At 63.6% G+C, this 26,322-nt stretch carries 19 protein-coding genes and 1 tRNA gene; 10 read left to right on the top strand and 10 right to left on the bottom strand.

Features of this window, described 5'->3' with window-relative positions:
* Positions 1-47 precede the first annotated feature (47 nt).
* From VPH46_RS01855 to VPH46_RS01845, 3 genes are read right to left on the bottom strand one after another with little or no spacing between them, the layout of a single operon-like run.
* Positions 48-3,329, bottom strand: coding sequence for a type I restriction endonuclease subunit R (locus tag VPH46_RS01855; RefSeq protein ID WP_416608402.1), 3,282 nt, complete (start codon positions 3,327-3,329; stop codon positions 48-50).
* Positions 3,326-4,042 carry a restriction endonuclease subunit S gene (locus VPH46_RS01850; RefSeq protein WP_416608400.1) on the bottom strand — a complete coding sequence of 239 codons (717 nt, stop codon included), beginning with the start codon at positions 4,040-4,042 and terminating at the stop codon, positions 3,326-3,328. Before VPH46_RS01850 ends, VPH46_RS01855 begins: the two co-directional genes overlap by 4 nt.
* Positions 4,039-5,682, bottom strand: a complete 1,644-nt coding sequence (locus VPH46_RS01845; RefSeq protein ID WP_416608398.1) for an N-6 DNA methylase — start codon at positions 5,680-5,682, stop codon at positions 4,039-4,041. The genes VPH46_RS01850 and VPH46_RS01845 overlap by 4 nt, the downstream gene beginning before the upstream one ends.
* Before the next feature lie 33 nt (positions 5,683-5,715).
* Here VPH46_RS01845 and VPH46_RS01840 point away from each other — a divergent pair, with 33 nt between their 5' ends.
* The 3 genes from VPH46_RS01840 (at position 5,716) to VPH46_RS01830 (ending at position 8,851) form a co-directional block, all read left to right on the top strand.
* Complete coding sequence (locus VPH46_RS01840) at positions 5,716-6,312, top strand: hypothetical protein (RefSeq protein WP_416608396.1); 597 nt, start codon at positions 5,716-5,718, stop codon at positions 6,310-6,312.
* A gap of 98 nt (positions 6,313-6,410) precedes the next feature.
* Positions 6,411-6,602, top strand: a complete 192-nt coding sequence (locus VPH46_RS01835; protein WP_416608394.1) for a helix-turn-helix domain-containing protein — start codon at positions 6,411-6,413, stop codon at positions 6,600-6,602.
* Entirely contained in the window at positions 6,599-8,851 is a 2,253-nt protein-coding gene (locus tag VPH46_RS01830; RefSeq protein ID WP_416608392.1) for a phage/plasmid primase, P4 family, read from the top strand. Before VPH46_RS01835 ends, VPH46_RS01830 begins: the two co-directional genes overlap by 4 nt.
* Positions 8,852-9,079: 228 nt before the next feature.
* Here VPH46_RS01830 and VPH46_RS01825 read toward each other — a convergent pair whose 3' ends face one another.
* From VPH46_RS01825 to VPH46_RS01805, 5 genes are all read right to left on the bottom strand, one after another.
* On the bottom strand, positions 9,080-10,009 hold the full coding sequence (locus tag VPH46_RS01825) for a hypothetical protein (protein WP_416608390.1): 930 nt from the start codon (positions 10,007-10,009) through the stop codon (positions 9,080-9,082).
* A 2-nt stretch (positions 10,010-10,011) separates the two neighbouring features.
* A complete protein-coding gene (locus VPH46_RS01820; RefSeq protein ID WP_416608388.1) occupies positions 10,012-11,193 on the bottom strand; it encodes a DUF3696 domain-containing protein in 1,182 nt (393 codons plus the stop codon).
* Complete coding sequence (locus tag VPH46_RS01815; protein ID WP_416608386.1) at positions 11,190-12,350, bottom strand: DUF262 domain-containing protein; 1,161 nt, start codon at positions 12,348-12,350, stop codon at positions 11,190-11,192. The genes VPH46_RS01820 and VPH46_RS01815 overlap by 4 nt, the downstream gene beginning before the upstream one ends.
* Before the next feature lie 64 nt (positions 12,351-12,414).
* Positions 12,415-13,611, bottom strand: a complete 1,197-nt coding sequence (locus VPH46_RS01810; RefSeq protein WP_416608384.1) for a tyrosine-type recombinase/integrase — start codon at positions 13,609-13,611, stop codon at positions 12,415-12,417.
* A gap of 163 nt (positions 13,612-13,774) precedes the next feature.
* A tRNA-Leu gene (locus tag VPH46_RS01805) sits at positions 13,775-13,861 on the bottom strand.
* A 173-nt stretch (positions 13,862-14,034) separates the two neighbouring features.
* On the opposite strand from VPH46_RS01805, the gene VPH46_RS01800 reads away from it, so the two are divergent.
* From VPH46_RS01800 to gltB, 5 genes are all read left to right on the top strand, one after another.
* The gene (locus tag VPH46_RS01800; RefSeq protein ID WP_125961263.1) at positions 14,035-14,964 is read left to right on the top strand and encodes a complex I NDUFA9 subunit family protein; all 930 of its coding nucleotides are present in this window, start codon (positions 14,035-14,037) and stop codon (positions 14,962-14,964) included.
* A gap of 20 nt (positions 14,965-14,984) precedes the next feature.
* Positions 14,985-15,785, top strand: a complete 801-nt coding sequence (locus tag VPH46_RS01795; RefSeq protein ID WP_416608381.1) for an undecaprenyl-diphosphate phosphatase — start codon at positions 14,985-14,987, stop codon at positions 15,783-15,785.
* Between the two features lie 154 nt (positions 15,786-15,939).
* Positions 15,940-17,421 carry an NAD(P)-dependent oxidoreductase gene (locus tag VPH46_RS01790; protein WP_416608379.1) on the top strand — a complete coding sequence of 494 codons (1,482 nt, stop codon included), beginning with the start codon at positions 15,940-15,942 and terminating at the stop codon, positions 17,419-17,421.
* Complete coding sequence (locus VPH46_RS01785; protein WP_416608377.1) at positions 17,418-18,047, top strand: DUF2059 domain-containing protein; 630 nt, start codon at positions 17,418-17,420, stop codon at positions 18,045-18,047. Before VPH46_RS01790 ends, VPH46_RS01785 begins: the two co-directional genes overlap by 4 nt.
* Complete coding sequence (gene gltB / locus VPH46_RS01780) at positions 18,047-22,582, top strand: glutamate synthase large subunit (protein ID WP_416608375.1); 4,536 nt, start codon at positions 18,047-18,049, stop codon at positions 22,580-22,582. Before VPH46_RS01785 ends, gltB begins: the two co-directional genes overlap by 1 nt.
* 78 nt (positions 22,583-22,660) lie before the next feature.
* Here the strand turns inward: gltB and VPH46_RS01775 are convergent, their stop codons facing one another.
* Both VPH46_RS01775 and VPH46_RS01770 read right to left on the bottom strand, forming a co-directional pair.
* Positions 22,661-23,668, bottom strand: a complete 1,008-nt coding sequence (locus tag VPH46_RS01775) for an alpha/beta hydrolase (protein WP_416608373.1) — start codon at positions 23,666-23,668, stop codon at positions 22,661-22,663.
* A 422-nt stretch (positions 23,669-24,090) separates the two neighbouring features.
* Positions 24,091-24,672 (bottom strand): TlpA family protein disulfide reductase, encoded by a 582-nt coding sequence (locus tag VPH46_RS01770; RefSeq protein ID WP_416608371.1) that lies wholly within the window; start codon positions 24,670-24,672, stop codon positions 24,091-24,093.
* 16 nt (positions 24,673-24,688) lie between these two features.
* Here VPH46_RS01770 and argH point away from each other — a divergent pair, with 16 nt between their 5' ends.
* Complete coding sequence (argH, locus tag VPH46_RS01765) at positions 24,689-26,068, top strand: argininosuccinate lyase (RefSeq protein WP_416608807.1); 1,380 nt, start codon at positions 24,689-24,691, stop codon at positions 26,066-26,068.
* Entirely contained in the window at positions 26,065-26,310 is a 246-nt protein-coding gene (locus tag VPH46_RS01760; protein WP_129341552.1) for a hypothetical protein, read from the top strand. The genes argH and VPH46_RS01760 overlap by 4 nt, the downstream gene beginning before the upstream one ends.
* Positions 26,311-26,322 lie beyond the last annotated feature (12 nt).

Here is a 26,322-nt window from a genome sequence, read left to right as displayed (position 1 = left end):
CATTTCCTAACCGCAAAAAGTTGGCAATCAGTTAGCCAATCCGCGAATCAGGTCCACTCGCCAGCCAATGCTTCTGCTTGCTGTAGCACAGTTTGAACAGCCGCATCCTGAAGGTCGGGCGGATATCCGTATTTGCGCAGAAGCCGTTTCACCAGCCGCCGAATGTTGGCGCGTGTCGATGTGCGGTGCACCCAATCGACGGTCGCGTTCTCGCGCACCAGTCCGACGAGTTCATGCGCAATGACACGCAGCGCCGGCTCACCCATCGCCTCACACGCGCTCTCGTTCTCCGCGAGCGCGTCGTAGAAGGCGACTTCCTCATCGCTCAGGCCGCTTTCCTCGCCCCGTTGCCGGGCTTCACGGATTTCCTTTGCGAGCCGGATCAGCTCATCTAGCACTTCGGCAGTCGTCAGCGCGTTCGCATGATAGCGGGCGATGGCCGACTCCAGCCGTTCGGTGAACGCGCGCGATTGGGTGACGTTCGCCTTGCTGCGCGCTTTCACTTCCCCATTGATGAGCTTGCGTAATGCCTCAATCGCAAGGTTCTTTTGCGGGTTGTCGCGCACTTCGGCGAGGAAGGCATCCGACAGGATTGAGATGTCAGGCGACTCGATGCCGGCCGCCCGCATGATGTCGATTATGTCGGTCGAGACAACGGCACGGCTGACGATTTGCTGGATCGCCATCTCGCGATCGGCGGCGCTGCGCTTACCCGATGTTGCCGTGCTCTTGGCCAGGGCCGCGCGGATCGCCTGAAAGAATCCCACCTGATCGCGTATCACGGCTGCTTCCGTGGTGGCCGATGCGAGAGCAAATGCCTTGGAGAGCGCAATCACAGCATCGGGATAGCGTCGATGCGCAGCCTTCTTCGCCTCTTCCGTTGTCGCCTTTGCCGCGTCGGCTTGGTGCAGCTCCAATATCCAGTTCATCGAACCGGCCATGATCGCCAGCCGCTTGCCGGAAGTTGCTTCCGGCGAGAGCACCGGTCGATAATCGAAGCCGCCCGGCTGATCCGGTCGGAACATCGACCGCACCACCTCATATTTCTCCTGCATCATGCGCACCGCTTGCGCTTCGTCGATGCCAGTCTGTTCGCGGTCGCCGCCGGAATACTGCTCCAGTGCCGCCTTCAGATTCTGTGCAATGCCGATGTAATCGACCACCAGCCCGGCCGGCTTGTCGCGGAACACGCGATTGACGCGGGCGATGGCCTGCATCAGCCCATGCCCCTTCATCGGCTTGTCGATATACATCGTGTGCATCGACGGAGCATCAAAGCCCGTCAGCCACATATCGCGCACGATCACCAGCTTTAGCGGGTCGGCCGCATCCTTTGCTCGCTTCGCAATCAGTTCGCGCCGCGCCTTGGGGCGCTTGCCGATGTGCTTCTGCCAGGCGGGGGGATCGGAGGCCGCGCCGGTCATCACGACTTTGACCGCGCCGAATTCGTCATCGTCGCTATGCCATTCCGGGCGCAGCTTCACGATCGCATCATATAGGGCCACAGAAATTCGGCGGCTCATACAGACGATCATTGCCTTGCCGTCCAACGCCTCGATCCTTGCCTCAAAGTGGCGGACCAAATCGTCGGCGATCATCTCCAGCCGCTTGTCCGAACCGACAACGGCTTCGACGCTGGCCCACCGACGCTTTAGACGTTCCTGTTCGCTGTCCGCTTCCTCTTCGGTCAGGTCGGCGACTTCGGCATCAATCTTGGGCTTTTCGTCTTCGTCCAGTTCGATGCGCGCCAGGCGGCTTTCATAGTAGATCGGCACCGTCGCACCGTCCTCAACCGCGCGCGCGATGTCGTACACGTCGATATAGTCGCCGAAGACGGCGCGCGTGTTCACATCCTGCGCTTCAACGGGCGTCCCGGTAAAGCCGATGAACGATGCGTTCGGCAGAGCATCGCGCATGTATTTGGCGAAGCCGTAGGAGACATCGCCCTCCTTCGACACCTTGGCGCGCAAGCCATATTGGCTGCGGTGCGCTTCGTCGGCGATGACGATGACGTTTCGCCGGATCGTAAGCGCGTCGATTTCGCCACCCCCTTCGGGCGCGAACTTCTGCAATGTCGTGAAAATTACGCCACCGGACTGCCGATCGAGCAGGCGCCGCAGATCGGCGCGATCGGCGGCTTGCTGTGGCGTCTGACGCAACAGTTCGCGTGCCATGCCAAATGTTGCGAAGAGCTGATCGTCAAGATCGTTGCGATCCGTCAGCACCACCAGCGTTGGGTTGGCCATCACCGGATGCTTGACGATCAAGCCGGCATAGAAGGCCATCAACAGGCTCTTGCCCGATCCCTGTGTGTGCCAGATCACGCCAATGCGCTTGTCGCCCGGCGGATGATTCTCAGCAGCGGGCAGACCATAGCAGCGCGGATTCTCGCGTGCCGATCCGCCTTGCGTTGCCGATATCGGAACCGCGCCCGGTTTCGGCTTTGGCGCAAACATGCCGACTTCGACGCCCGGCAATGCACGTACCGTCGCTTCAACTGCGCGCAGCGCGGCATGGAATTGATGATAGCCGGCGATGATCTTGATCGTCGTCTCGCCGGTATCGGCGAACAGCGTGAAGCCGCGGATCAGCGTCAGGAAGCGCGTCGGATCGCACATGCCCTTCAGCACTGTTTCCAGTTCAGGCGATCCCTTGGGTTCAATTTCCTCGCCGTCAATCGTCCGCCAGGGCATGAACCGCTCGCGATCGGCCGTCAGCGATCCGACGCGGGCGGCTAGGCCGTCCGAAATCACCAGCGCCGCATTGGTGCGAAAAAGCGACGGGATTTGCTCACGGTACGTCTGGAGCTGATTGAATGCGCCATCCAGGGTGGCGTTTTCATCCCCCGGATTCTTTAACTCGATCACGCCCAAAGGCAGGCCATTGACGAAAAGCACCACATCCGGCCGGCGGTTCGCCTTGTTTTCAATCACCGTAAATTGATTGACTGCCAGCCAATCGTTAGCGAGCGGGTCTTCCATATCGACCAGCAGCGCCTGTTCGCCGCCGATACTGCCATCCGGCCGCCGCACCTCGATCGGCACGCCCTCCACCAGATAGCGGTGCAGCCGCCGGTTCTCCTCCATCGGTGAAGGCGATTCTGCCTGAAGCACTTTGGCGAGAACGCTGGTGCGATCGTCGGGGGAGAGCGCCGGATTCAATTGCTCGATCGCCGCCATCAGCCGTCCGGCAAGCACCACCTCGCCGTAGCTCTCGCGTTCCGGCTCGGGGCCATCTGGGCCGATCAGAAAGCCGTTCGCAGTGACCCAGCCGCATTCCGCCAGCCATTCGAGCGCCGCTTCCTCGACGTGGCTTTCGGCGAACTTCATGCGGCGGCTGCCCCGCCGGAAGCTTCATGAAAACGCGTGGCTTCGGGCAGCGGAAATGTTGGAGTGGCCTCGATCAGCAATTTGCGGATAATCGGCTCCGCGATCGCGTCAAACTTTTGCACCACGTCGCTGGGCGGTACGATTATTGGCAGCTCTTTGACTGCCGTCGAATTGAGGCCCGGAATAGCGACGCCAGTACCTCTTCTCCGCATTTCCTCCATCATGAGCGGCGTCGTCAGCCAGAAATACAGGAAGGCTTGAGTCAGCGGCGGTTTTACTCGCGCGCGATAGACATGCTCGTTGATCGATGCTTGCTCGTAGGGAAACCCCGCCCCGAATATCGAAATATGTGGTTCGAACTGCCCGGGCTTGCCGCCATCCTTGTAAACGAGGACATCCATATCCTGTATGTGGCCGCGTCGCATCTTTTCAAAGAATGAGACTGGAACAAATTTGGTTTTCGCGTAGTCGAACTTTCCCAGCCCGATGATACTTTCTGCGCCAATGCTCGGCATACCGGAGTTAAATTCCTTCACTCCACCGGCAGGGCGCGAGCCGGTTTCGAGCACATCTAACAGCTCGCCCAGTTCGCATACTCGCCAGCCATGCGGCACATCGCCGAGTTCGCTCTCGTCAAATCGTGAGCATCCTTCGAATTTGACAAACTGCGATCGGAAGATGGTAACCGCCAACTCTTCGAGAACATTCTTCATACTTTGATATCCAAAGCACCGAGCGCCGCACTGAAACTTGTTTCAAGAGAGGCTACATGGATTTTCTTATCTTGATACTCGGCCAATAATCTTTTTATCCTGTCGCCGGTTGGTTCCGTGCTGTCCAATTCATCCACAAATCCAACATAGCGGCCGGGCGCGAGGGTATACTTATGCCGCTTGATATCTGCGATTGTTGCCGATTTGCAGAAACCAAGCTTGTCGACATAGTCTGCAGAACACTGGGACCATGCCCGGAATGTGCTGGAGATTGTCTTGATATCATCTACCTCCAGCTCGCGGTGAGTCTGGCTCGTCATCCGTCCTAGCGATCTTGCATATATGAAGAGGCACTGGTCAGGCCTTTTCCAATCGGCGCGCTTTCGAGATATGATCCAGAGCGAAACAGGAATCGGCGTCGAATAGAAGAGCTGGCTAGGAAGTTCGACGATGCAATCTAGATACCCGCCCTCGATCAGCCGCTGCTTGATCGAAAGCTCGGCGGACAGCTTTGTGGTCAACGCGGCCGTTGACAGTACCACGCCAGCTCTACCGCCGGGCGCGAGATGATGGAGAATATGCTGTAGCCAGGCGTAGTTTGCGTTGCCGACAGGCGGCGTTCCGAACGTCCATCGAGCATCCTCGCGCAACCGCTCGCCGCCCCAGTCGGACACGTTGAAAGGCGGGTTTGCGAGCACATAGTCGAAGCGAAGGTCTTTCAATTCGTCCTTGTGAAAGCTGCCTTCGTTATTCCACCGAATATCGGAATCGATCCCGCGCACGGCGAGATTCATTTTCGCCAGCCGCCACGTGGTGTAGTTGCTTTCCTGCCCATAGATGGCGATGTCGCCCACCCGGCCGCCGTGGCTTTCGACGAACTTTTCGGATTGCACGAACATGCCGCCCGATCCGCAGCACGGATCATACACGCGGCCCTTATACGGTTCGATCATCTCGACCAGCACGCGCACTACCGATTGCGCGGTGTAGAATTCGCCGCCGCGCTTGCCTTCCGCGCCGGCAAAGCCACCCAAGAAATACTCATAGACGCGGCCCAGCAGGTCGCGCGCTTGCTCGCCGGGCGCGTCGACCACGATGTTTGAAATCAGGTCAATCAATTCCCCCAGCATCACCTTGTCGAGCGCGGGGCGGTTGTAATCCTTCGGCAGCACGCCCTTAAGATTAGCGTTGGCATCTTCGATCGCCTTCATCGCTTCGTCGACCAGCTTGCCGATCGTCGGCTGACGCGCGCTCGCCTGAAGGAAAGACCACCGCGCTTCGGCCGGCACCCAGAAGATATTGTCGGCCAGATACTCGTCCGGGTCTTCAGCCGCGAGCGCGTCTTCCTCCAGCAACTCCGCATGCCGAGCCTCGAACGCGACCGAGATGTGCCGCAGGAAAATCAGGCCTAGCGCGACATGCTTGTAATCGGATGGCTCCAGATTCTTGCGGAGCTTGTCAGCGGCTAGGAAAAGCTGCGCCTCGAAACCCAATGTCGCGCCGTTGGACGCCTTCTTCTGCGCCGGCGCAGCATCCTTGCGCGGCCGTCCCCTCGGCATGTGTTCTGGCCCCCAATAACTTCGTTGCAACGCTTGGAACTGTAATGCCTTTCGAGTCCCGTTCGCAACGGAAACGGGCATCGGCTTGTCGCGAGGCAAAGCGAGGGTGTGGCGTTGAAGTTACTTCCGATTGAGACCGTCAATGCGGTGTGGCGCGCTGCGCTACCTAATCGCGTTCCGTCAGAACGGCAGGCGGAGGTTGTCGGCGAATGGCTTGCCCGCGCGCTTGAACGGGCGGAGCGCAATACCGCCCGCGACAAGAGAGTCGCCCTCACGCGCAAAGACGTGAGCAAGGTGGAAAGCGCGTACAAGCGATTCCAAACCACGCTGCTTAGCCTTCAGGATCGCGACTACCCGCCTCCAATGATCCCCGAAACCGAAGGCGTGACGGACTGGGAATACTGGATCGGATCGAACAATCTTGATTTCAAGCGCGGTCGCGATGCGGAATATGATTGGACGCTGATCGGCGTACTGCTTCAGCTTTATGAGGCGATCACCGGCAATGCCGCATCCGGCGCGGCTGAAGGTGGCCCGACAATGCGATTTCTGGACAATGCGTTGGAAGCGCTCTCCCGGCTCGCGACGCCAGAGAGCCAACACGCTTTCCAATCGCCATCCGGCGATGCCGTCGATCGAGAGCTGAAGAATCTAAGGTCCATGTGGAACGGTCTCCGGCATCCCCACTTGCGAGGGCTACGTGACATTTAGGGGATCAATTCGCCCTAAATTGCTTGAATTGCTCCCGATCGCCGGACGCTCCGGTCGGCAATGTTCGCCTGTGCTCACTACCGCACAGGAGAACGGACATGGAACGCACCCCTGAAAATCTGACGATCGGAGAAGCGATTATCCACTTCGGCATCGGGCGAACGAAGCTCTACGCACTGATCCACTCCGGCGACATCGAAGCAATCAAGCTTGGCCGCCGCACGCTCATTCGCACCGACAGCGCTCGCGCCTTCATCGATCGCCTCCCTCGCTTCGGCGGGCTGGCATGACGGGGAAGCGGCGAGCTTCGCTCATCGGTATGCGGATCGGCCTCGCGAAGATCGGTGTACCGACTTTTCTGGTGCATGGCATCGATGAGTTCGGCGATTGCGGGTGTGGCAAGGCAAACTGCACGCGACCGGGCAAACATCCGGTCGCGGCAGGAGCCGACCGGGGAGCCACCCTTGATTTCGATCAGATCAGGCAGGAGACCAACTGCGGGGATTGGAATCTTGGTCTTCATTGCGGATTGGCGAAGGTCGTCGTGTTGGATGTCGATCCCCGTAACGGAGGCAGGGAGACCTTTGCCGACCTGCAAGCTGCATACGGTCTAGAAACGGCGGTAATCGCTGAAACAGGTGGCGGTGGCGAACACTACTATTATCGCGCGGAGCCGGGAGCCGCTTACCCAGCCAGCCTTGGTCCAGGCGTCGATGTCCTCAGTGGAAACAAATATCCCGTCATCGCACCCAGCCGCCATGCGTCAGGGGGGCAGTATCGCTGGCGAAAAGGTTTTGAGCTAATCGGTAACGAGTTTCTTCTCACCCATCTGCCGAAGCCATTACTGCCATCCGGCCGCACCGCACATGCCAACCGCCCAACCACCACCGAGTTTGTCGAGTGCGATGCGGAGGTGGCGCGACTAGGTTCTGCGCTGGAATTTATTTCGGCCGATTGCTCACGCAATGAATGGCGCGATACGATTTTCGCAATTCACGACACCGGCTGGAGCTGCGCCGAAGAGTTTGCACGCGCATGGAGCCTAACCGTGCCCGATCGATGGTCGGAAGAGGCATTCGATAACATCTGGGACAGCGCAAAGCGAGGGCTGGCGGGCGGGCGAACCATCGCCAGCATCTATTTCGACGCCAAGCGAAACGGTTGGACTGACCCAGCTTCGCCCGCGCGCTTGGAAACCTTGGGAGACATCGACAACGGGCGGCGGTTTGCCAGCCGCTTTCGCGGTGAATTGCTTTTTGATCGCGCCAGCCGCCAGTGGCGGCGCTACGACAATGGCATCTGGAAACCGTGCGACACGGGCGAGCACGTCGCCGCCGGGAAGTCAGTTGTCGATGAAATTGTGCTGGAGGCCGGCAAACGGCTGGCAGAAAATCCGACCGATGCGAACCGGGCTTCTCACACTCAAGCCGTCAAAGTTCACCGATCAATGCCACGCGTAATGGCAATGCTGGAGATGGCGGCGGCCGAACCGGGGATGAGTGTGGCAGATTCGTCGGCATTCGACGCGAACCCCTACCTCCTTGGCGTTGAAGGCGGTGCGATCGATTTGCGCACCGGGAAGTTACTTCCGCCCTCGCCGACCAATCGAATTAGCAGGTGTGTCGGCGTGCGATACGATCCAACCGCGACCTGCCCCCGCTTTGAAGCCTTCATTTCGGATATTCTAGCCGACGAGGAGGAGGTGAAATTCGCGCAGCGCTTTGCAGGATACACGCTCACCGGCTCCGTCGCTGAAGAGAAACTGCTTTTCATGCAGGGCGGCGGAGCCAACGGGAAAAGCGTGCTGGCCAACATCCTATCAGGCGTCATGGGCGACTATGCTGTGACGGTCGGGTTTGAACTGTTGGCGGTCACGAAACACGAGGGGGAAGTCTCCCGCCATAAGGTCCGATTGCGCGGAGCGCGAATGGTGCTTGTGAATGAGGTTGGCCAGAACGATGCGTTCAACGATCAACGCCTGAAGGAAGTAACTTCCAGCGAAGCGATCCCCGCCCGCTATCTATACGGTGAAGCCTTCGATTTTGACCCGACCCACAAGCTATGGGTGCGAGGCAATCATCGGCCGGCCGTTCTCGACTCTGGCGACGGCATGTGGCGGCGACTGATTCTGCTTCCGTTTCAGCGCAAGTTTGCGCCACACGAACAGGTGCACGGACTCGACCGCGAGATTCTTGAGGAAGAGGGCAGCGGCATTCTCAATTGGTGTATCAGGGGCTGCCTGCAATGGCAGAAGCACGGACTGAATATTCCCAAATCCATTTCCCGCGAGACCGCTCAATATCGAGCGGATACCGATGTAGTCGGCGAATGGATCGAAAATGACTGCGAAATTCGGCCGGGTCTGCGAGGTCGAACCACGCCGCTCTATGAGTCTTACCAAGAGGCTATGGAGCGAGCGGGTATGACCCCGAAGTCGCAACCGGCCTTCTCGCGAATGATGTCTGCGCGAGGCTTCCAGCGCGACAGCAGTAACGGGAAGTCATTTCTGCACGGAATCGATTTGGCGGGCGACATCTGAACGCAGTGCGGAAAGGGCATGAATTTCTCGAATTCCCCAAACTATGCTCGAACGGTGAAATAGGGCATCGTTCTGGCCAGAGGTAGAAAAGTCGCCCTTTTCGCACTGGGTCCATACGCATTTCGGCAAGAAATCGCGCAACGCGGCTCCGCGCCCCCGCAGCGGCTTCTCTCCGATCGAAAGGGACCCGGTCCATTCATCGTGAGCGCCCTAACGTGCCCTCCGCCCCTAGTTCTCCCGCACAATCGGAAGATGAGGTCCGATATATCCGATCTCAATGCGGCGCGAAGCCATGATTTCGCGGAGATGCAGTCTAAATCCGCCAGCCAGTCTAGCGTGCAACTCAAACGTCTCATCCGACCCGGTAGCTGAGCGAAAGATGCGATAAGCTCCGTACTTATCCATCGTCGCGCCTGACTCACCAGTAACCTTCGACAAGTAAGTCGGGCTTGCGTGTTCAGCCTCCCAGTTTCCACTTGCCTTATCGAGTTCTCGCAAGCGAGACACTGCCGATCCATATTGCAACGCTCCCAGGTCCGCGAGATCACGCTCTACACGCGGCGCAAAGTCCACGTTCGGAAAGAGCTGCAATCGGTCTCTCCATAGCTCTGCCGGCGTTGCCGTAGCCACAAACGCCGCGATCAATCGGGCCGAGAGTGCCGCAGCACTCGCAGCGGAAAACACGTTGTCGATTTCGACATTTGTCGTTGCAGCAGGCTTAGCCGGGTCGGTGGCCACTACCAGCGTAAGTGGGTCGATCGTCCAATTTAGATCGTCACTGATCGTGACTGCGATTCGTCCGGAGCGGGCACACAGAAGCAACGAAAGCGACTGAGGGTGAGCTGGGATAGACCACTCCACCAACGCAGCAAGCTCGTCATCCGCCACATCATCTTCGACCGGGTATTTTGTCGCCAGGCGAGTTAGAAGGCGACCGCCTGTCGTGTGTCGCAGGAGATGCATCAGCACGTCGGCTAACGTTACACCGGGCGATATCAACACCTCCCCCGTGCTGGAGGTTAGTCGCATGGTGGACACGGCATGGCCAGCCGCAATCAGGTCAGCCAGTCCGCGCTCGATGTCCTCAGCCAGCGTCGCCGCGTCGCCTATGGACAATGCACCACCGAGGCAAGCGTCATTGAGGACGAGTTCGCGCACCTTTAGCGGATCGGTGCTAGGAGCCGAACTAAGTTTTCGTCGCGCTCATCAAAGAAGCCGGAGGGCCACTCGGTCAAACTGCCGTCAGAGCGAATCACAGGACTAATCACAGCCGCTTCAGCTCCGTGGCGGGTGAAGTAATGAACTCTCGCAGCCGCCGGATCAATGACGCGGTTACGAATTGCGACGCGAACGCCATCAAGAAAATGGTCGCTATGCGTTTCGATTATCAGCTGTACTCCGGCAGCAGCGGCGCGAGATGAAAGTTCGCCCAGCTTCGTTTGCCCCCTTGGATGAAGATGTGCTTCCGGGTTTTCGATGATAACCAGGTCATCCGGGCGCGCAGAAATAAGCGCCGTCAGGACGGGGAGTACATAGGATAATCCGAAACCAACATTAGTCGCGCGGAAAGGGCGCGAAGGCACGTCCCCACGCCTTTGGTAAGCGTAGCGCGCAGCGTAAGCGTCGATGTCTCTCAACTCACTAATGTCTAACATTGAGCCGGGACTGGTTTCTTGCAACCAAGCCGTGACCTGCCCCTCGACTGTCTCCTTGGCGTCGGTAGACGTTAGGCGCGGGTCCCCCTCTCTGAGCGGCTCTCTCCCATAGCGGGCGAGAAATGCCAGCACATGCTCTCCTTGATTACCCAGTGAGCGGCGAGCGACTTGCTCCTCCGACCACGGAAGCATTTTACGTGGTCCGAGCCGTTCCGCAGCGAGATATTGGAAACGTGAGTTAAGCAGAAGCGAAGGAGGTCGAAAGTGAACACCGACCCGCTCGTATGGCTCCCACATCCCGCCATCGGTTAGGATTGAGCGCTGAACAACGTTTCCAAACCGGCTATCTCTGTGCCGAGCTGCCAACGAGTTGCTCCGCCTGTCATACTTAAACTGATAATCGTACCGAATCTTTCTGTCGAACTCTAAGGTAAAGCCCAGATCATCTTCATCGGCGAGGTCGAAAAACACGTCTGCGCCCGTGCCTAGGTCGGCAAGCTCTCCCGAGAGTTTCAGTCGGCGAGATCGACCGTCGAGGAAAGATTGTCGTAAAAGCAGCAACGCTTGAATTGCGCTGCTCTTTCCCATGCCATTAAGGCCAGAGAGAACCGTAATACCGCCAAACTCAATGGGTTGGCGGCGAAAGCATTTGAAATTCCGAAGATCAAGTGCGCTGAGCATTGTCATGCAGACAAAACCTCTACCACGAGCTGCTCAATTGCGAGAAATCTCTTGTGCACCCTCCCCGGGGAGCCTGTCGAATATGAAACGGCGACCTCAAATTCACGATCGTTAACCATTAGGTCAATGAAGGACCGCTTCACCACGTTGCGGCGTGAAACGAGTGCGGAGCGCTCATCATCCGTCAAGCCTGCGAACGTTACCGACCAAGCTTCAAAGAGCGCTTTGCTGATCGGGTTACGGGGAGCATCGACGTCGTACCGCTTTCTGAACGCATCATTCTGAAAAATCGCGGTAGCGGTTTCCATCGACCGATCGAAATCGGCGCGAAGCTCCCGAAGCTCCTGCGTGCTCAGATTATTCAAACGCTGCATCGCGGCGTTTAGAAAACCATCCAGATCATTGGTGCTGTATTCACGCCAGTCGGTGAGGCGAAATGCAAGAAAACGTAGCGCGCACTCGCGACCAGCCATCCTAGTATCACTGACGCTCTCACTTGTAGCCCGGAGAAAGGAACGAGATTGGGCCAAATCCTTCAAGAATGATCGCGCAGGGCCCTTGTTAAGCGCATGACGAATTTCTTGACCATTCAGCGTAAGCCCCCCCGTATTAATGCGTGAGAATATGTTGAACATCACTTCTTCCGGAGTGCCTGGTTGAATGATGTTGATAACCAGCTCGGTCTCTTCAATGCGCCGTTGCATGCTTCGGGGCAATTCTGAAAAGCGATTGCCATTGAATTGAACCAAATATTCAAGGCCACTAAGTCCAAATGCACCATTCATAAAGTCATGGATCGTGGTTAGGCGCTGAAGGCCATCGACCACCGCCCAAGTCTCCTGCATGTCACTGGCAACGTAGAAAACGGGCAACGGAATGCGAAGGAGTATCGATTCGATAAGGCGGCTTTTGCGGCCATTGTCCCAGATACGGGCACGCCGCTGAAATTCGGGAGCAAGATCAATCTCGCCGTGATCAATACGCGTTGTCAGTAGTGAGATGGTCTTACTCTCACGCGCGACCTTAATCTTGTCAGGGTCGAAAGGGCGCTCGATACCTATCGCCGCCCCGGTCGGGTCCGGACGTTCTGTTTCGATTCCAAGCGCCTCGCTTCCTTCGCGCTCTTCTTCGATACCGATATGGTCAGTCGCATTCGTAGCCATAGTGCCTCCTCGATGAGGACTATCCGCAAAAATCTCCAGAAGCGACCCCGGCGTGTGTCGGCCTTCAGGTCAGACGAACGGTTCGAAGATGATCGAGATAGTCTGACCACCATTGCGCCATTTCGACGCGCTCAGCCCAATGCGCTCCCCGGTGATATGCGCCGCGCACGCCATCCGCTGCTTTGTGCGCTAAGGCGCGTTCGATCGCGTCGGGATTCCACTTCCCACTTTCGTTCAACAGCGTGCTCGCCATCGCACGGAAGCCGTGCGCCGTCATTGCGTCGCCCGCATAACCCAGCCGCCGCAACGCTGCGTTGATCGTGTTTTCCGACATGGGGCGCGCGCCGGGATAAAGCGATGCGAACACATATCGATGGCGGCCGGCCAACGCTTGTGCCGCCCGGAAAATGTCGATCGCTTGGCGGGATAACGGCACCATGTGCGGCTGGCGCATCTTCATCTTCTCAGCAGCGATCTTCCACACGCCCGCCTCCAGATCGATTTCCGACCATTCGGCTTGCCGCAGCTCGCCCGGCCGCACGAACACATGCGGCGCGAGCTTGAGGGCGAGTTGCGTCATCGGCTGGCCTTCGTATCCGTCGATCGCACGGAGCAGCGCGCCTACGCCCTTAGTGTCGAGGATGGCGGCATGATGCGTCGCCTTCGGAGCCACCAAGGCACCGCGCAAAGCGGCGGCAGGATCAGCGGCAGCGCGCGATGTGGCGACAGCGTAGCGGAACACGCGACCTGCGAACGATCGCATCCGCCGCGCCGTTTCCAGATGCCCCCGCGCCTCAACCTTTTTCAGTGCCGCCAGCAGCTCAGCCGGGCTAACTTCGTCGATCGGCCGCGTGCCTAGGGCGGGTTCCAGCAACGATAGCAACCATCGCGCCTTGCCTACTGTCACATCGGCGCGGCCCTCACGCTCGCACTTCTCGATATACTCGTCCGATACCGCCTTGAACGTGGTTGCCGCCTTCAGCGTCGCGTCCAGCCGATCGATCCGCTTCTTCTCCGAAGGATCGACACCAGCCGCGATCAGCTTGCGTGCTTCAGCGCCCCGTTCGCGCGCTTCCTTCAGCGCCACATCTGGATAGCGGCCCAGCGACAGCTTCTTCTCTTTGCCTGCGATCCGATACTTCAGCCGCCACAGCTTACCGCCCGAAGGCTGCACCAGCAGGAACAGGCCGCGCTCATCGGAGAGCTTGATCGGTTTGGGGCCGGGCTTGGCAGCGCGGATCGCAACGTCATTCAGGGGCATGGGGGCCACTCCAGAAGCACATTTTGAAATGGCCCCCAACGTGGCCCCCAAAAGTGCCCGGCTGTGGGCAAACGATGGCGGACGGCAGCGACCAGGTCGTGCCGATTTATCGCAGATTTCCGCGGTTTTCTCAACTGTTGGCGGGCTTCCGCGAACAGGGAAATGGTGCCCAGAAGAGGACTCGAACCTCCACGACCTTGCGATCGCCAGCACCTGAAGCTGGTGCGTCTACCAATTCCGCCATCTGGGCACGGGGTAGGCCGGCGCCTCTACGGGTCCCCGCCGGGGGTGTCAACAGCCCCGTTACGACTTTTTCCGGGGCGCTGCGTTTTTTCGCACCGGCCCGCGCTCCCTTGCCCTTCGGGGCTGGGCGCGGCATGGGCTGGACTTGCGAAAAAACCTGGGCAGACCAAGGCAAGCACGATGAAGAACAAGGTGATCACGCTGATCGGCGGCGGCGGGTTCGTCGGCCGCTATGTCGCACAGGCCCTGCTGCGCCGCGGCGCGCGGGTGCGCATCGCGCAACGCGATCCGCGCCAGGCCTATTTCCTGCGCACCCAGAGCGCGCTGGGCCAGACCCAGTTCATCGCGGCCGACGTCCGCCGCCCCGACACCATCGCCCGCGCGATGATGGGCGCCGACGCGGTGGTGAACCTCGCCGGCACGCTCGGCAGCGATGCGGACGCCGTCCAGGCCAAGGGCGCCGCCGCCGTGGCAGAGGCGGCCCGCGCCGCCGGGGTCGAGGCGCTGGTCCACTTCTCGGCGATCGGTGCCGATGCCCAGGGCGAGACCCCCTATGCCCGCTCCAAGGGCGAGGGCGAGGCGGCGGTGCGTCAGCACTTCCCCAACGCCACCATCCTGCGCCCGTCGCTGATCTTCGGCCGCGAGGACCAGTTCGCCAACCGCTTCGCCCGCATGGTGGAGAAGCTGCCGGTGGTGCCGGTGATCGCGCCCAAGACGCGCTTCCAGCCGGTCTATGTCGTGGACGTCGCCGCCGCCGCGGTCGCAGCGCTCGAGGATCCGGAGCGCTTCGGCGGCCGCACCTTCGAACTCGGCGGCCCGGACGTGCTGTCGATGGCGGAGCTGATCCGGCAGATCGCATCGCTGCTCGATCGCAAGATCCGCACCGTCGAGCTCGGCACCGGCACCGCCGGGCTGGTCGCGGCGCTTCCCGGCACGCCGATCACCCGCGACCAGCTGCGCATGCTCGGCCACGACAATCTGGTGTCGCCGGGCGCGGAAGGGCTGGTCGAGCTCGGCGTCACGCCGACCCCGTTCGAATCGGTGGCGCCGCAGTGGCTGGTCCAGTTCCGCCGCTACGGCCGTTTCTCGCGCCACGCGCACACGGCCTGAGGGCCTTTGACGGGACGCTCATGACCGATCTCCTGACCATCATCCTCCTCGGCATCGTCGAGGGGGTCACCGAGTTCCTGCCCGTCTCCTCGACCGGCCACCTGATCCTCGCCGGGGCCCTGCTGGGCTTCAAGGGCGAGGCGTCGGGCACGTTCGAGATCGTGATCCAGCTGGGCGCGATCCTGTCGGTGATCGTGCTCTACTGGCGGCGCTTCTGGGACGTGTTCGTGGGGCTCGGCCGGCGCGATCCGCGTGCCATCGCCTTCACCCGCAACGTGGCGCTCGCCTTCCTGCCCTCCGCCGTCATCGGCCTGATCGTCTACAAGATGGTCAAGGCGATGCTGGAAAGCCCGATGACGGTCGCGGTCGCGCTGGTCGTCGGCGGCATCGCCATCCTGGTGATCGAACGGCTGGTCCGCGCGCCCAGGGTGACCAACGTCGAGCAGATGAGCTGGAAGGTGGCGCTCGGCATCGGCCTCATCCAGTGCCTGGCGATGATCCCCGGCGTCAGCCGCTCGGGCGCCACCATCATGGGCGCGCTGGGACTGGGCGTCGATCGCAAGACCGCGGCGGAGTTCAGCTTCTTCCTCGCCGTCCCCACCATGCTCGCGGCCTCGGCCTATGACCTCTACAAGAATGCGGAGTCGATCGGCAGCGACGGCTGGCTCGCGATCGCGATCGGCTTCGTCGTCTCGTTCGTCGTCGCGCTGCTGGTGATCCGCTGGTTCCTCGGCATCGTCACCCGCCACGGCTTCACGCCCTTCGCCTGGTATCGAATCGTCGCCGGCGGCGTCGCCATCGTCTGGCTGTCGCAGCTGTAGGTCCGGATCGGCCACATCTTCTTCGCTGAAGATGCGAGCGTTTCGCAACTCCCGCACTCTCTGCGAAGAACAAGGTCAGCACTGCTGACCTAACGACAGAATATTGCGTGACTTGGCCCTCTGGCTGTGCTTTTCGCACACGCCGGAGGAAGTCATGGCTGCTGACCAGATGCTCAAGTTCGTTGCGCGCCCCCAGGCCTATCCGGCCAAGCGGGAGCCGGAATTGCGCGCGGAGGACTTCCGCGAGATCGCGGACCGCTATGCAACGCCTGCCGCAGAGGATCAGGCCGGCCGCTGCTCGCAGTGCGGTGTGCCCTATTGCTCGGTGCACTGCCCGCTCCACAACCACATCCCCGATTGGCTGCGCCTGACCGCTGAAGGGCGGCTGCGCGAGGCGTATGAGCTGTCCAACGCGACCTCGGCCATGCCAGAGATCTGCGGCCGCATCTGCCCGCAGGACCGGCTGTGCGAGGGCAATTGCGTCATCGAATTCTCCGGCCACGGCGCCGTCACCATCGGATCGGTGGAGAAGTTCATCACCGACAAGGCCTGGGACGAGGGCTGGGTCGAGCCGGTCGCCGTCGGGCCGGAGCGCGGCCAGTCCGTCGGCATCATCGGCGCGGGGCCCGCAGGGCTGTCGGCCGCCGACTGGCTGCGTACCGCCGGCTATGAGGTGCATGTCTATGACCGGCACGATCGCGCCGGCGGCCTGCTGACCTATGGCATCCCCGGCTTCAAGCTCGAGAAGCACGTCGTCACCCGCCGTGTGCAGCGGCTGAAGGACGCCGGCATCGTCTTCCACGAAGGCTTCGACGTCGGCCGCGACGCGACCATGGAGCAACTGCGCCAGCGCCACGACGCGCTGCTGGTCGCAACCGGCGTCTACAAGCCGCGCGCCATCAAGGCGCCGGGCGTCGCCACCGACGGCGTGGTCGACGCGCTCGACTATCTCACCGCCTCCAACCGCAAGAGCTTCGGCGACGCGGTCCCCGCCTTCGACGGCGGCGCGCTCAATGCGGAGGGCAAGAAGGTCGTCGTGATCGGCGGCGGCGACACCGCCATGGACTGCGTCCGCACCGCCATCCGCCAGGGCGCGACCTCGGTGAAGTGCCTCTATCGCCGCGACCGCGCCAACATGCCGGGCTCGCAGCGCGAGGTCGCCAATGCCGAGGAGGAAGGCGCCGAGTTCGTCTGGCTCTCCGCCCCCGCCTCGTTCGAGGGCGAGGGCAAGGTGACCGCCGTCCGCGCGACGGCCATGCGCCTGGGCGCCCCCGACGCCACCGGTCGCCGCGCGCCCGAAGTCGATCCCGGCAGCGAGTTCGTGCTGGAAGCCGATCTCGTCATCAAGGCGCTCGGCTTCGATGCGGAGGACCTGCCCACCCTGTTCGGCAGCCCCGACCTCGGCGTCACCCGCTGGGGCACGCTGCGCGTCGACGGCAAGTCGATGATGACCAGCCTGGACGGCGTGTTCGCCGCCGGCGACATCGTGCGCGGCGCCTCGCTGGTCGTCTGGGCGATCCGCGACGGCCGCGACGTGTCCGAACACATGCACCGCTACCTGCGCGAAAAGGCCAAGGCCGCAAAGGCCGGCGCCGCCCCCGTGCCCGAGCGCCAGGCGACGATGGTCGCGGCATGATGCGTGCGCTCTGCCTGGCAGCGGCGGTGCTCGCGGCCCCGGTCGCGAGCGCGCAGACCGCAGCGCCGCCCGCGACCGGGTCGACCGCAGTCGATCCCGCGCGCCGCGCCGCCGCCGAGCGCACCGTGGCGCTGCTCGTGCCGCAGGGCATCTATGCGCGGATGATGCGCGAGCAATATCCGCGCATGATGGAGGCGATGCTGACCAGCATGGGCGGAATCTCCGCGGAGGATGCCGGCGGCAGCGCGCCCGGCAGCATCCTGGACGCCGCCCGCGCCAAGGACCCTGCCTTCGACGAGCGCATACGGATCATGACGAAGGTCATGGGCGACGAACTGGCGCCGATCATGACGCAGGTGGAACCGCAGGTCCGCGCTGGCCTCGCATCCGCCTTCGCGCGCCGCTTCACCGTGGCCCAGCTCGCCGACATGAACGCCTTTTTCGCGACCTCCTCGGGCAAGGCCTTCGCCGACAATTTCCTGTCGCTGTTCGCCGATCCCGACATGCTGCGCGAAATGTCCAAGACGACCCCGCTGCTGATGCGGGCGATGCCGCAGATCATGAAAAAGGTGGAAGCCGCCACCGCCCACCTGCCCCCGCCGCCCAAGCCCGAAAGCGCCGACTGATGCCCACCCTCGAATCCGAACGCCTCCGCCTCGCTCGCGAAGGCATGTACCGCCCCGAGTTCGAGAGCGACGCGTGCGGCGTCGGCCTGGTCGCCGCCACCGACGGCACCAGCTCGCGCCGCGTCGTCCAGTCGGCGATCGATGCCCTGCGTGCCGTCTGGCACCGCGGCGCGGTCGATGCCGACGGCAAGACCGGCGATGGCGCCGGCTTGCACGTCGATCTCCCCACCCGCTTCTTCGAGGATGCGGTCGCGGTCGCAGGCCACCGCATGCGTCCGAACCGGCTCGCGGTCGGCATGATCTTCCTGCCGCGTACCGACCTCGGCGCACAGGAGACCTGCCGTACCATCGTCGAGAGCGAGATCATCGACGCCGGCTACACCATCTACGGCTGGCGCCAGGTGCCGGTCGACGTGTCCGTCATCGGCCTCAAGGCGCAGGCGACCCGTCCGGAGATCGAGCAGATCATGATCGCCGGGCCGCTGCCCGACGACGTGGACGCGGCCGAGTTCGAAAAGAACCTCTATCTCGTCCGCCGCCGGATCGAGAAGCGCGTGATCGCAGCGCAGATCAGCGGCTTCTACATCTGCTCGCTGTCGTGCCGGTCGATCATCTACAAGGGGCTGTTCCTCGCGGAGTCCCTCTCGGACTTCTACCCGGACCTGAAGGACGACCGGTTCGAAAGCCGCGTCGCGATCTTCCACCAGCGCTATTCCACCAACACCTTCCCGCAATGGTGGCTGGCCCAGCCGTTCCGCTGCCTCGCCCACAATGGCGAGGTCAACACGATCCGCGGCAACAAGAACTGGATGCTCAGCCACGAGATCAAGATGGCGAGCCTGGCGTTCGGCGAGCGTTCTGAGGACATCAAGCCGGTGATCCCGGCCGGCGCCTCCGACACCGCCGCGCTCGACGCCGTGTTCGAGGCGATCTGCCGCTCCGGCCGCGACGCGCCCACCGCCAAGCTGATGCTGGTGCCCGAAGCCTGGCAGGAGAATGAAGACCTGCCCGCCGGACACCTGGCGATGTACGAATATCTCGCCTCGGTGATGGAGCCGTGGGACGGCCCGGCGGCGCTGGCGATGACCGATGGCCGCTGGGCGGTCGCCGGCATGGACCGTAATGCGCTACGCCCCTTGCGCTACACCCAGACCAACGACGGCCTGCTGATCGTCGGCTCCGAAGCCGGCATGGTCGTGGTGCCGGAGGCGACCGTGCTCGCCAAGGGTCGCCTGGGGCCGGGCCAGATGATCGCCGTCGACCTGCACGAAGGCCGCGTCTTCGACGATCGCACGATCAAGGACCAGCTCGCGGCCGAGGCCGACTACGCGTCCATGATCCAGAACTTCCTGACCATCGACGATCTCGCACCCGTAGCCGGCGAGCAGCTGCCCCGCTACGACCGCGCCGAGCTCGCGCGCCGTCAGGTCGCCGCCGGCCAGACGCTGGAGGACATGGAGCTGATCCTCTCGCCGATGGTCGAAGGCGGCAAGGAAGCGATCGGCTCGATGGGCGACGACACGCCCCTCGCCGTCATCTCGGACAAGCCGCGGCTGGTCAGCCAGTTCTTCCGCCAGAACTTCAGCCAGGTGACCAACCCGCCGATCGACCCCTTGCGCGAGCGGCACGTCATGTCGCTGCGCACCCGCTTCGGCAATTTCTCCAACATCCTCGACACCCGCGGCCGCCCCAACGCGGTGCTGGTGCTCGACAGCCCGGTCCTCACCAGCGAGGACTGGCTGCGGCTCAAGCGCTATTTCGGTGCCCAGTCGGCCGAGATCGACTGCACGTTCGAGGCCGGCGACGACCATGAAGTGCTGCGCGCCGCCATCCAGCGCATCCGTCAGGAGGCCGAACAGGCCGTACGCGAAGGACGCAGCGAGCTGTTCCTGACCGACGAGAATGTCGGCCCCGATCGCGTCGCCATCCCGGGCGTGCTCGCGGCCGCCGCCGTCCACACCCATCTCGTCCGCCGGGGCCTGCGCGCCTATGCGTCGGTCAACGTCCGCACCGCCGAATGCCTCGACACGCATTATTATGCGGTACTGGTCGGCGTCGGCGCGACCACGGTGAACGCCTATCTGTCCGAGGCCGCGATCGCCGATCGCCACGCCCGCGGCCTGTTCGGCGACATGACCCTCGACCAGTGCCTCGGCCAGCATCGCCATGCGGTGAACGAGGGCCTGCTCAAGATCCTGTCGAAGATGGGGATCGCCGTGATCTCCAGCTATCGCGGCGGCTACAACTTCGAGGCGGTCGGCCTGTCGCGCGCGCTGGTCAACGACCTCTTCCCCGGCATGCCGGCAAAGATCTCGGGCGAAGGCTATCACTCGCTCCACTACAGCGCGATGCTCAAGCACCAGGCGGCGTTCGACCGCGGCGTGGCGACGCTGCCGATCGGCGGCTTCTACCGCCAGCGCGACGGCGGCGAGACCCACGCCTATTCGGCGCAGCTGATGCACCTGTTGCAGTCGGCGGTCGCCCGCGACAGCTTCTCGACCTACATGCAGTTCTCGCGCGGGGTGCGCGACCTGCCGCCGGTCTATCTGCGCGACCTGCTCGAGTTCAACTATCCCGACGAGGGGATCGCGATCGAGAAGGTCGAGGCGATCACCGAGATCCGCAAGCGCTTCGTCACCCCGGGCATGTCGCTGGGCGCGCTGTCGCCGGAAGCGCACGAGACGCTGGCGATCGCGATGAACCGCATTGGCGCCAAGGCGGTTTCGGGCGAGGGCGGCGAGGACAGGGCGCGCTACCAGCCGTACGAGAACGGCGACAACGCCAACTCGACGATCAAGCAGATCGCGTCCGGCCGCTTCGGCGTGACGGCGGAATATCTCAACGCCTGCGACGAGATCGAGATCAAGGTCGCCCAGGGCGCCAAGCCCGGCGAGGGCGGCCAGCTGCCCGGCTTCAAGGTGACCGAGTTCATCGCCAAGCTGCGCCACGCGACGCCGGGCGTCACGCTGATCTCGCCGCCGCCGCACCACGACATCTATTCGATCGAGGATCTCGCGCAGCTCATCTACGACTGCAAGCAGATCAACCCGCGCGCCCGCGTCTGCGTGAAGCTCGTCTCCTCGGCCGGCATCGGCACGGTCGCGGCCGGCGTCGCCAAGGCGCATGCCGACGTGATCCTGGTCTCCGGCCATGTCGGCGGCACCGGCGCCTCGCCCCAGACGTCGATCAAATACGCCGGCACGCCCTGGGAAATGGGCCTGTCGGAGGTCAACCAGACGCTGACCCTCAACGGCCTGCGCGGCCGCGTGACGCTGCGCACCGACGGCGGTCTCAAGACCGGCCGTGACATCGTCATCGCCGCGATCCTGGGGGCCGAGGAGTTCGGCATCGGCACGCTTTCGCTGGTGGCGATGGGCTGCATCATGGTGCGCCAGTGCCATTCGAACACCTGCCCGGTGGGCGTGTGCGTCCAGGACGAGAAGCTGCGCGCCAAGTTCACCGGCTCGCCCGAGAAGGTCATCAACCTGATGACCTTCATCGCCGAGGAAGTGCGCGAGATCCTGGCCCGCCTCGGCGTCTCCAGCCTGGACGAGGTGATCGGCCGCACCGAGCTGCTCCGCCAGGTCAGCCGCGGCGCCGAGCATCTCGACGACCTCGACCTGAACCCCGTGCTCGCCAAGGTCGACGCGACCGACGCCGAGCGGCGCTTCTCCTTGAACACCTTCCGCAACGAGGTGCCCGACAGCCTCGACGCGCAGATGATCAAGGACGCGGCCGCCGTCTTCTCGCGCGGCGAGAAGATGCAGCTGACCTATTCGGTGCGCAACACGCACCGCGCGGTCGGCACGCGCCTCTCCAGCGAGATCACCCGCACCTTCGGCATGTCCAAGCTATCCGACGGCCACGTGACCATCCGCCTGCGCGGCACCGCCGGCCAGTCGCTCGGCGCCTTCCTGTGCAAGGGCATCACGCTCGAAGTGTTCGGCGACGCCAACGACTATGTCGGCAAGGGGCTGTCGGGCGGCGTCATCGTCGTGCGCCCGATGGTGAGCTCCAAGCTCGTCAGCCACCACAACACCATCCTCGGCAACACCGTGCTCTATGGCGCGACCTCGGGCCGGCTGTTCGCCGCCGGCCAGGCGGGCGAGCGCTTCGCGGTGCGCAACTCGGGCGCGACCGTCGTGGTTGAGGGCTGCGGCGCAAACGGCTGCGAGTACATGACCGGCGGCGTCGCGGTGGTGCTGGGCGACACCGGCACCAACTTCGGCGCGGGCATGACCGGCGGCATGGCCTTCGTCTACGACGCCGAGGACCGCTTCCCCCGCCACGCCAACCCGGAAAGCATCGTCTGGCAGCGCCTCGACTCGGCGCATTGGGAAGGCATGCTGCGCGACCTGGTCGAACAGCACCACCGCGCCACCGACAGCCGCTGGTCCGGCGAGATCCTGGAAGACTGGGCGCGCAGCCGCGGCCGTTTCTGGCAGGTAGTGCCGAAGGAAATGCTCACGCGGCTCGCGCAGCCGCTGTCCGACAGCCCGGCCGAGGCATCGGAGGAAATGGTGGCGGCGGAGTGATCCGATCCCCGGTCCGGCCCCTCGCCGGACCGGGGACTACCCACCCGGCCGACACGAGATGCATACCGCCTCAGGACGTTACAGCATGCCGAGGTTGTGCAGCCACTGCTTGACCTGGCCGGGCCATTCCCGCGAAATCGGATCGGCCGTCGGCCGCTTGCCAAAGGCATGGCCTCCCTTGGCATAGATCCGCATGTCCACCGGCACACCTGCATCATTGAGCGCCAGCGCATAGGCCAAAGGCTGTCGGATCGGGTCCATGGGATCGTTCATCGCATGCAGGATCAGCGTCGGCGGTGCCTTGGGACTGATGGTCACCCAGGGCTTGAGCTCGAGACTGTTCCTGCCCTTGCTGTCGTCCAGCATACGCGCCGTATAGGCGATGATCGCGAAGTCGGGCCGGGGCGATTGCTGGTCCGCGGCGTCTGCAAGCGGATAGGTGCGCGCTTCGGTGTTGCTCATGTTCGCCGCCAGATAGGCACCCGCGGAAAAGCCGATCACGCCGATCCTGTGCGGATTGATCCCGTAGGAAGCAGCCCGCTGCCGCAGCAGCCCCATCGCGCGTTGCGCATCCTCCAGGCCCAACAGCACCTTGGGCCGCTGCTGCTTCCCGTTCTCCCTCGGCCACGCTTGCGGCACCCGATATTTCAGCACGGCACAGGTCATTCCCTGCTGCACCACCCAGTCGCAGATCTCGGTGCCTTCCAGATCGGTCGCGACGACGTGAAATCCGCCCCCGGGCAGGACCAGCATGGCGGTCCCGTTGTTGCCTCCCTTCGGGCGATACAGGGTCATGGTCGGCCGGGTGACATAGCTTGCCCAATGCCATTTGCGCCCTCCCACGAGCCCCGTTCCGTTGCCGGTCCCCTCCGGCCGATCGCCCGAGTCCGGCTTGGCCAGAGGCGTGCTCGCGGGCCAGAGCGGCATCTGAACCCCGCCGGCAGGAGGCTGCCATACGCCCGCACGCTCGTTCTTCGGGAGGACGACCTCCGCAGGCACTTTGTCGGTCCCGCCGCTCTGACCGCAGGCCGCGCCAGCGAAGCCGAGTGTGAGGAGAAGGGGCACGACGAACGGGATCCGCGACAAACCGTATCTCCTGCTTCGAGGACGCGCCTCGGCACCAGCAGGAGCAAAGGGTAACGGCGCGATGCCACCGCGCAACCAGCAGCTTCCCGGCCCGCAAGATTCATGGGGACCAAGCCCCACCGCCCTCCCGCACCACCGTGCTCCTGCGCAGGCAGGAGCCCAGGGTTCCGCACGCTGCCGGCGGTTACGCTGCGTCGCCCTGAATCCCCGCCTGTGCGGGGCCTCTGCGAAAGGCGCGACAATCGCCCCTAAACCTTCCGCATCCCTGCGCAGGCAGGGATCCAGGGCCAAGCAGAACAAGCACGTGCGGCGCTTGTGGCCCTGGGCTCCCGCCTGCGCGGGAGCACGAAAAAGGGTTTCGCAGAAATCTCGCCTGCGCGGGATACGGACGTGGCCGCAGGGCAGTTCCGTCCGGCGCCCGCTCAGCCCGCCGCTTCACCCAACAACGCCCGCGCCTCGGCGCCCGTCCACTCCATCGCCCCCTGCACCCGCCACAGCTCCTTGCCCGCGGCATCGTACAGGATCGTCGTCGGCAGGTTCGCGTTCAGCCCCGTCGACAGCCCCAGCTTGGGATCGGCATAGGCGGCCAGGTTCTTCCAGCCGTTCTTGGCGAGGAACGGCGCCGCCGCCTTGCCGCCCTCCAGGTCCTGGCTCACCGCCACCACCTTCAGCTTCCCCTCGCCCGCCAGCGCGTCGAGCGTCGGCATCTCCTGGATGCACGGCGCGCACCAGGTCGCCCACAGGTTCACCAGCACCGGCTTGCCGCGGAACGACGCCAGGCTCGTCGGGGTGCCGTCCGGCCGCTCGAACTGCACGTCCGGCGCCGCCTCCCCCTTGTGGCTGCGATCGGCCGCACCCGCCTTTGCCGGTACCTCGCCGCCGCCGGTCGCAGCGACTTCGGGAACCGTGCCGGCTTCGTCTTGCCCGTCAGGCTGGGGTCGCCTATCGCAAGCCCCGGTCAGCAGCAGCGTTGTGGCAAGGAGAAGCGCGATTACCGAGCGCAAGGCAGGCTCCAATTCGATGTGGGGCGGGCGCTTCGCCGAGGGTCCCTCGGCCGTGATGCGGGAGATAAATGCCTCCATCCCGTTCGACAAGCGAATGTGGCAGCAGGACATCGCCGGATCGCAGGCCCATGCCGCGATGCTGGCCGCCCAGGGCATCCTGACGGCGGAGGACGCGGCCGCGATCCGCACCGGCCTCGACGGCGTCGCCGAGCACTATGCGCGCGAAGGCGTGGCCGAGGATCTCGCGCTCGAGGACATCCACATGCAGACCGAGGCGCGGCTGGCCGAGGCGATCGGCCCCGCCGCCGGTCGCCTGCACACCGCGCGCTCACGTAACGACCAGGTCGCGACCGACTTCCGCCTGTGGGTGCGCGACGCGATCGATTCGGTCGATGCCGCGCTCGGTGGTCTGCAGGACGCGCTGATCGCGCGCGCCGACGAGCATGCCGAGACGGTGATGCCCGGCTTCACCCACCTCCAGGTCGCCCAGCCGGTGACGCTCGGCCATCACCTGATGGCGTACAATGCGATGGTCGCCCGCGACCGCGGCCGCTTCGCCGATGCCCGCGCGCGCCTCAACCGCTGCCCGCTCGGCGCCGCGGCCCTCGCCGGCACCGGCTTCCCGATCGATCGCGAGGCGACGGCCCGCGCGCTCGGCTTCGACGGGCCGACCGACAACTCGCTCGACTCGGTGTCCGACCGCGACTTCGCGATCGAGTATCTCACCGCCGCCGTGCAGGCGTCGCTGCACCTGTCGCGCATGGCCGAGGAGTTCGTGCTGTGGGCGTCGCAGCCGTTCGGCTTCGTCTCCCTTTCGGACGCCTGGTCGACCGGCTCCTCGATCATGCCGCAGAAGCGCAACCCGGATGCCGCCGAGCTGGTGCGCGGCCATTCGGGACGCATCCTCGGGTGCATGACGGCGCTGATGGTCACCATGAAGGGCCTGCCGCTCGCCTATTCGAAGGATATGCAGGACGACAAGCCGCCCGTGTTCGAGGCGACCGACCTGCTCGCGCTGTCGATCGCGGCGATGACCGGCATGGTCGAGAGCGCGACCTTCCGCCCGGCCCGCATGCGCGCCGCGTTGGAGGCCGGCTTCCCGACCGCCACCGACCTCGCCGATTGGCTGGTGCGCGAGGCGGGGCTCCCATTCCGTGAGGCGCACCATGTCACCGGCCGCACGGTGAAGCTCGCCGAGGAGCGCGGCATCGCGCTCGACGCGCTGCCGCTCGCCGATCTCCAGGCCATCGACCCGCGCATCACCGACAGCGTTTACACCGTGCTGACGGTCGATGCTTCGGTGCGCAGCCGCACCAGCTTCGGCGGCACCGCGCCCGATCGCGTACGCGCTGCCGTCGCCGCGGCCCGCGCCGCTCGAGCCAAGGAAGCCGCATGACCCGTCGCCCGCTGCTGCTCGCCGCCCTTGGCCTCGCGCTCGCCGGCTGCGGCGCGCGCCGCGACCTGCGGCCTGCCGAGGGCGAGGCGCTGCCGCCGCCGCCCTATGGCGCGACCGCCACGCCCACGCCCGGCGACCTGCTGACGCCCACCACGCAGCAGCGCCCCACCCGCAGCGACGAGCTGCTGCGCGAGTCGACGGAACGCCAGGACGATCCGTTCGACATCCCGCCCCGCAACTGAGCCCCCGAACCC

Origin of the sequence: Sphingomonas sp. MJ1 (PH-R8), from assembly GCF_048058635.1 — a bacterium.
In the GTDB taxonomy this organism is placed as follows: domain Bacteria; phylum Pseudomonadota; class Alphaproteobacteria; order Sphingomonadales; family Sphingomonadaceae; genus Sphingomonas.
Note: the sequence above shows the minus strand (reverse complement) of the source record. Positions and strands in the feature narration are given on the sequence as shown.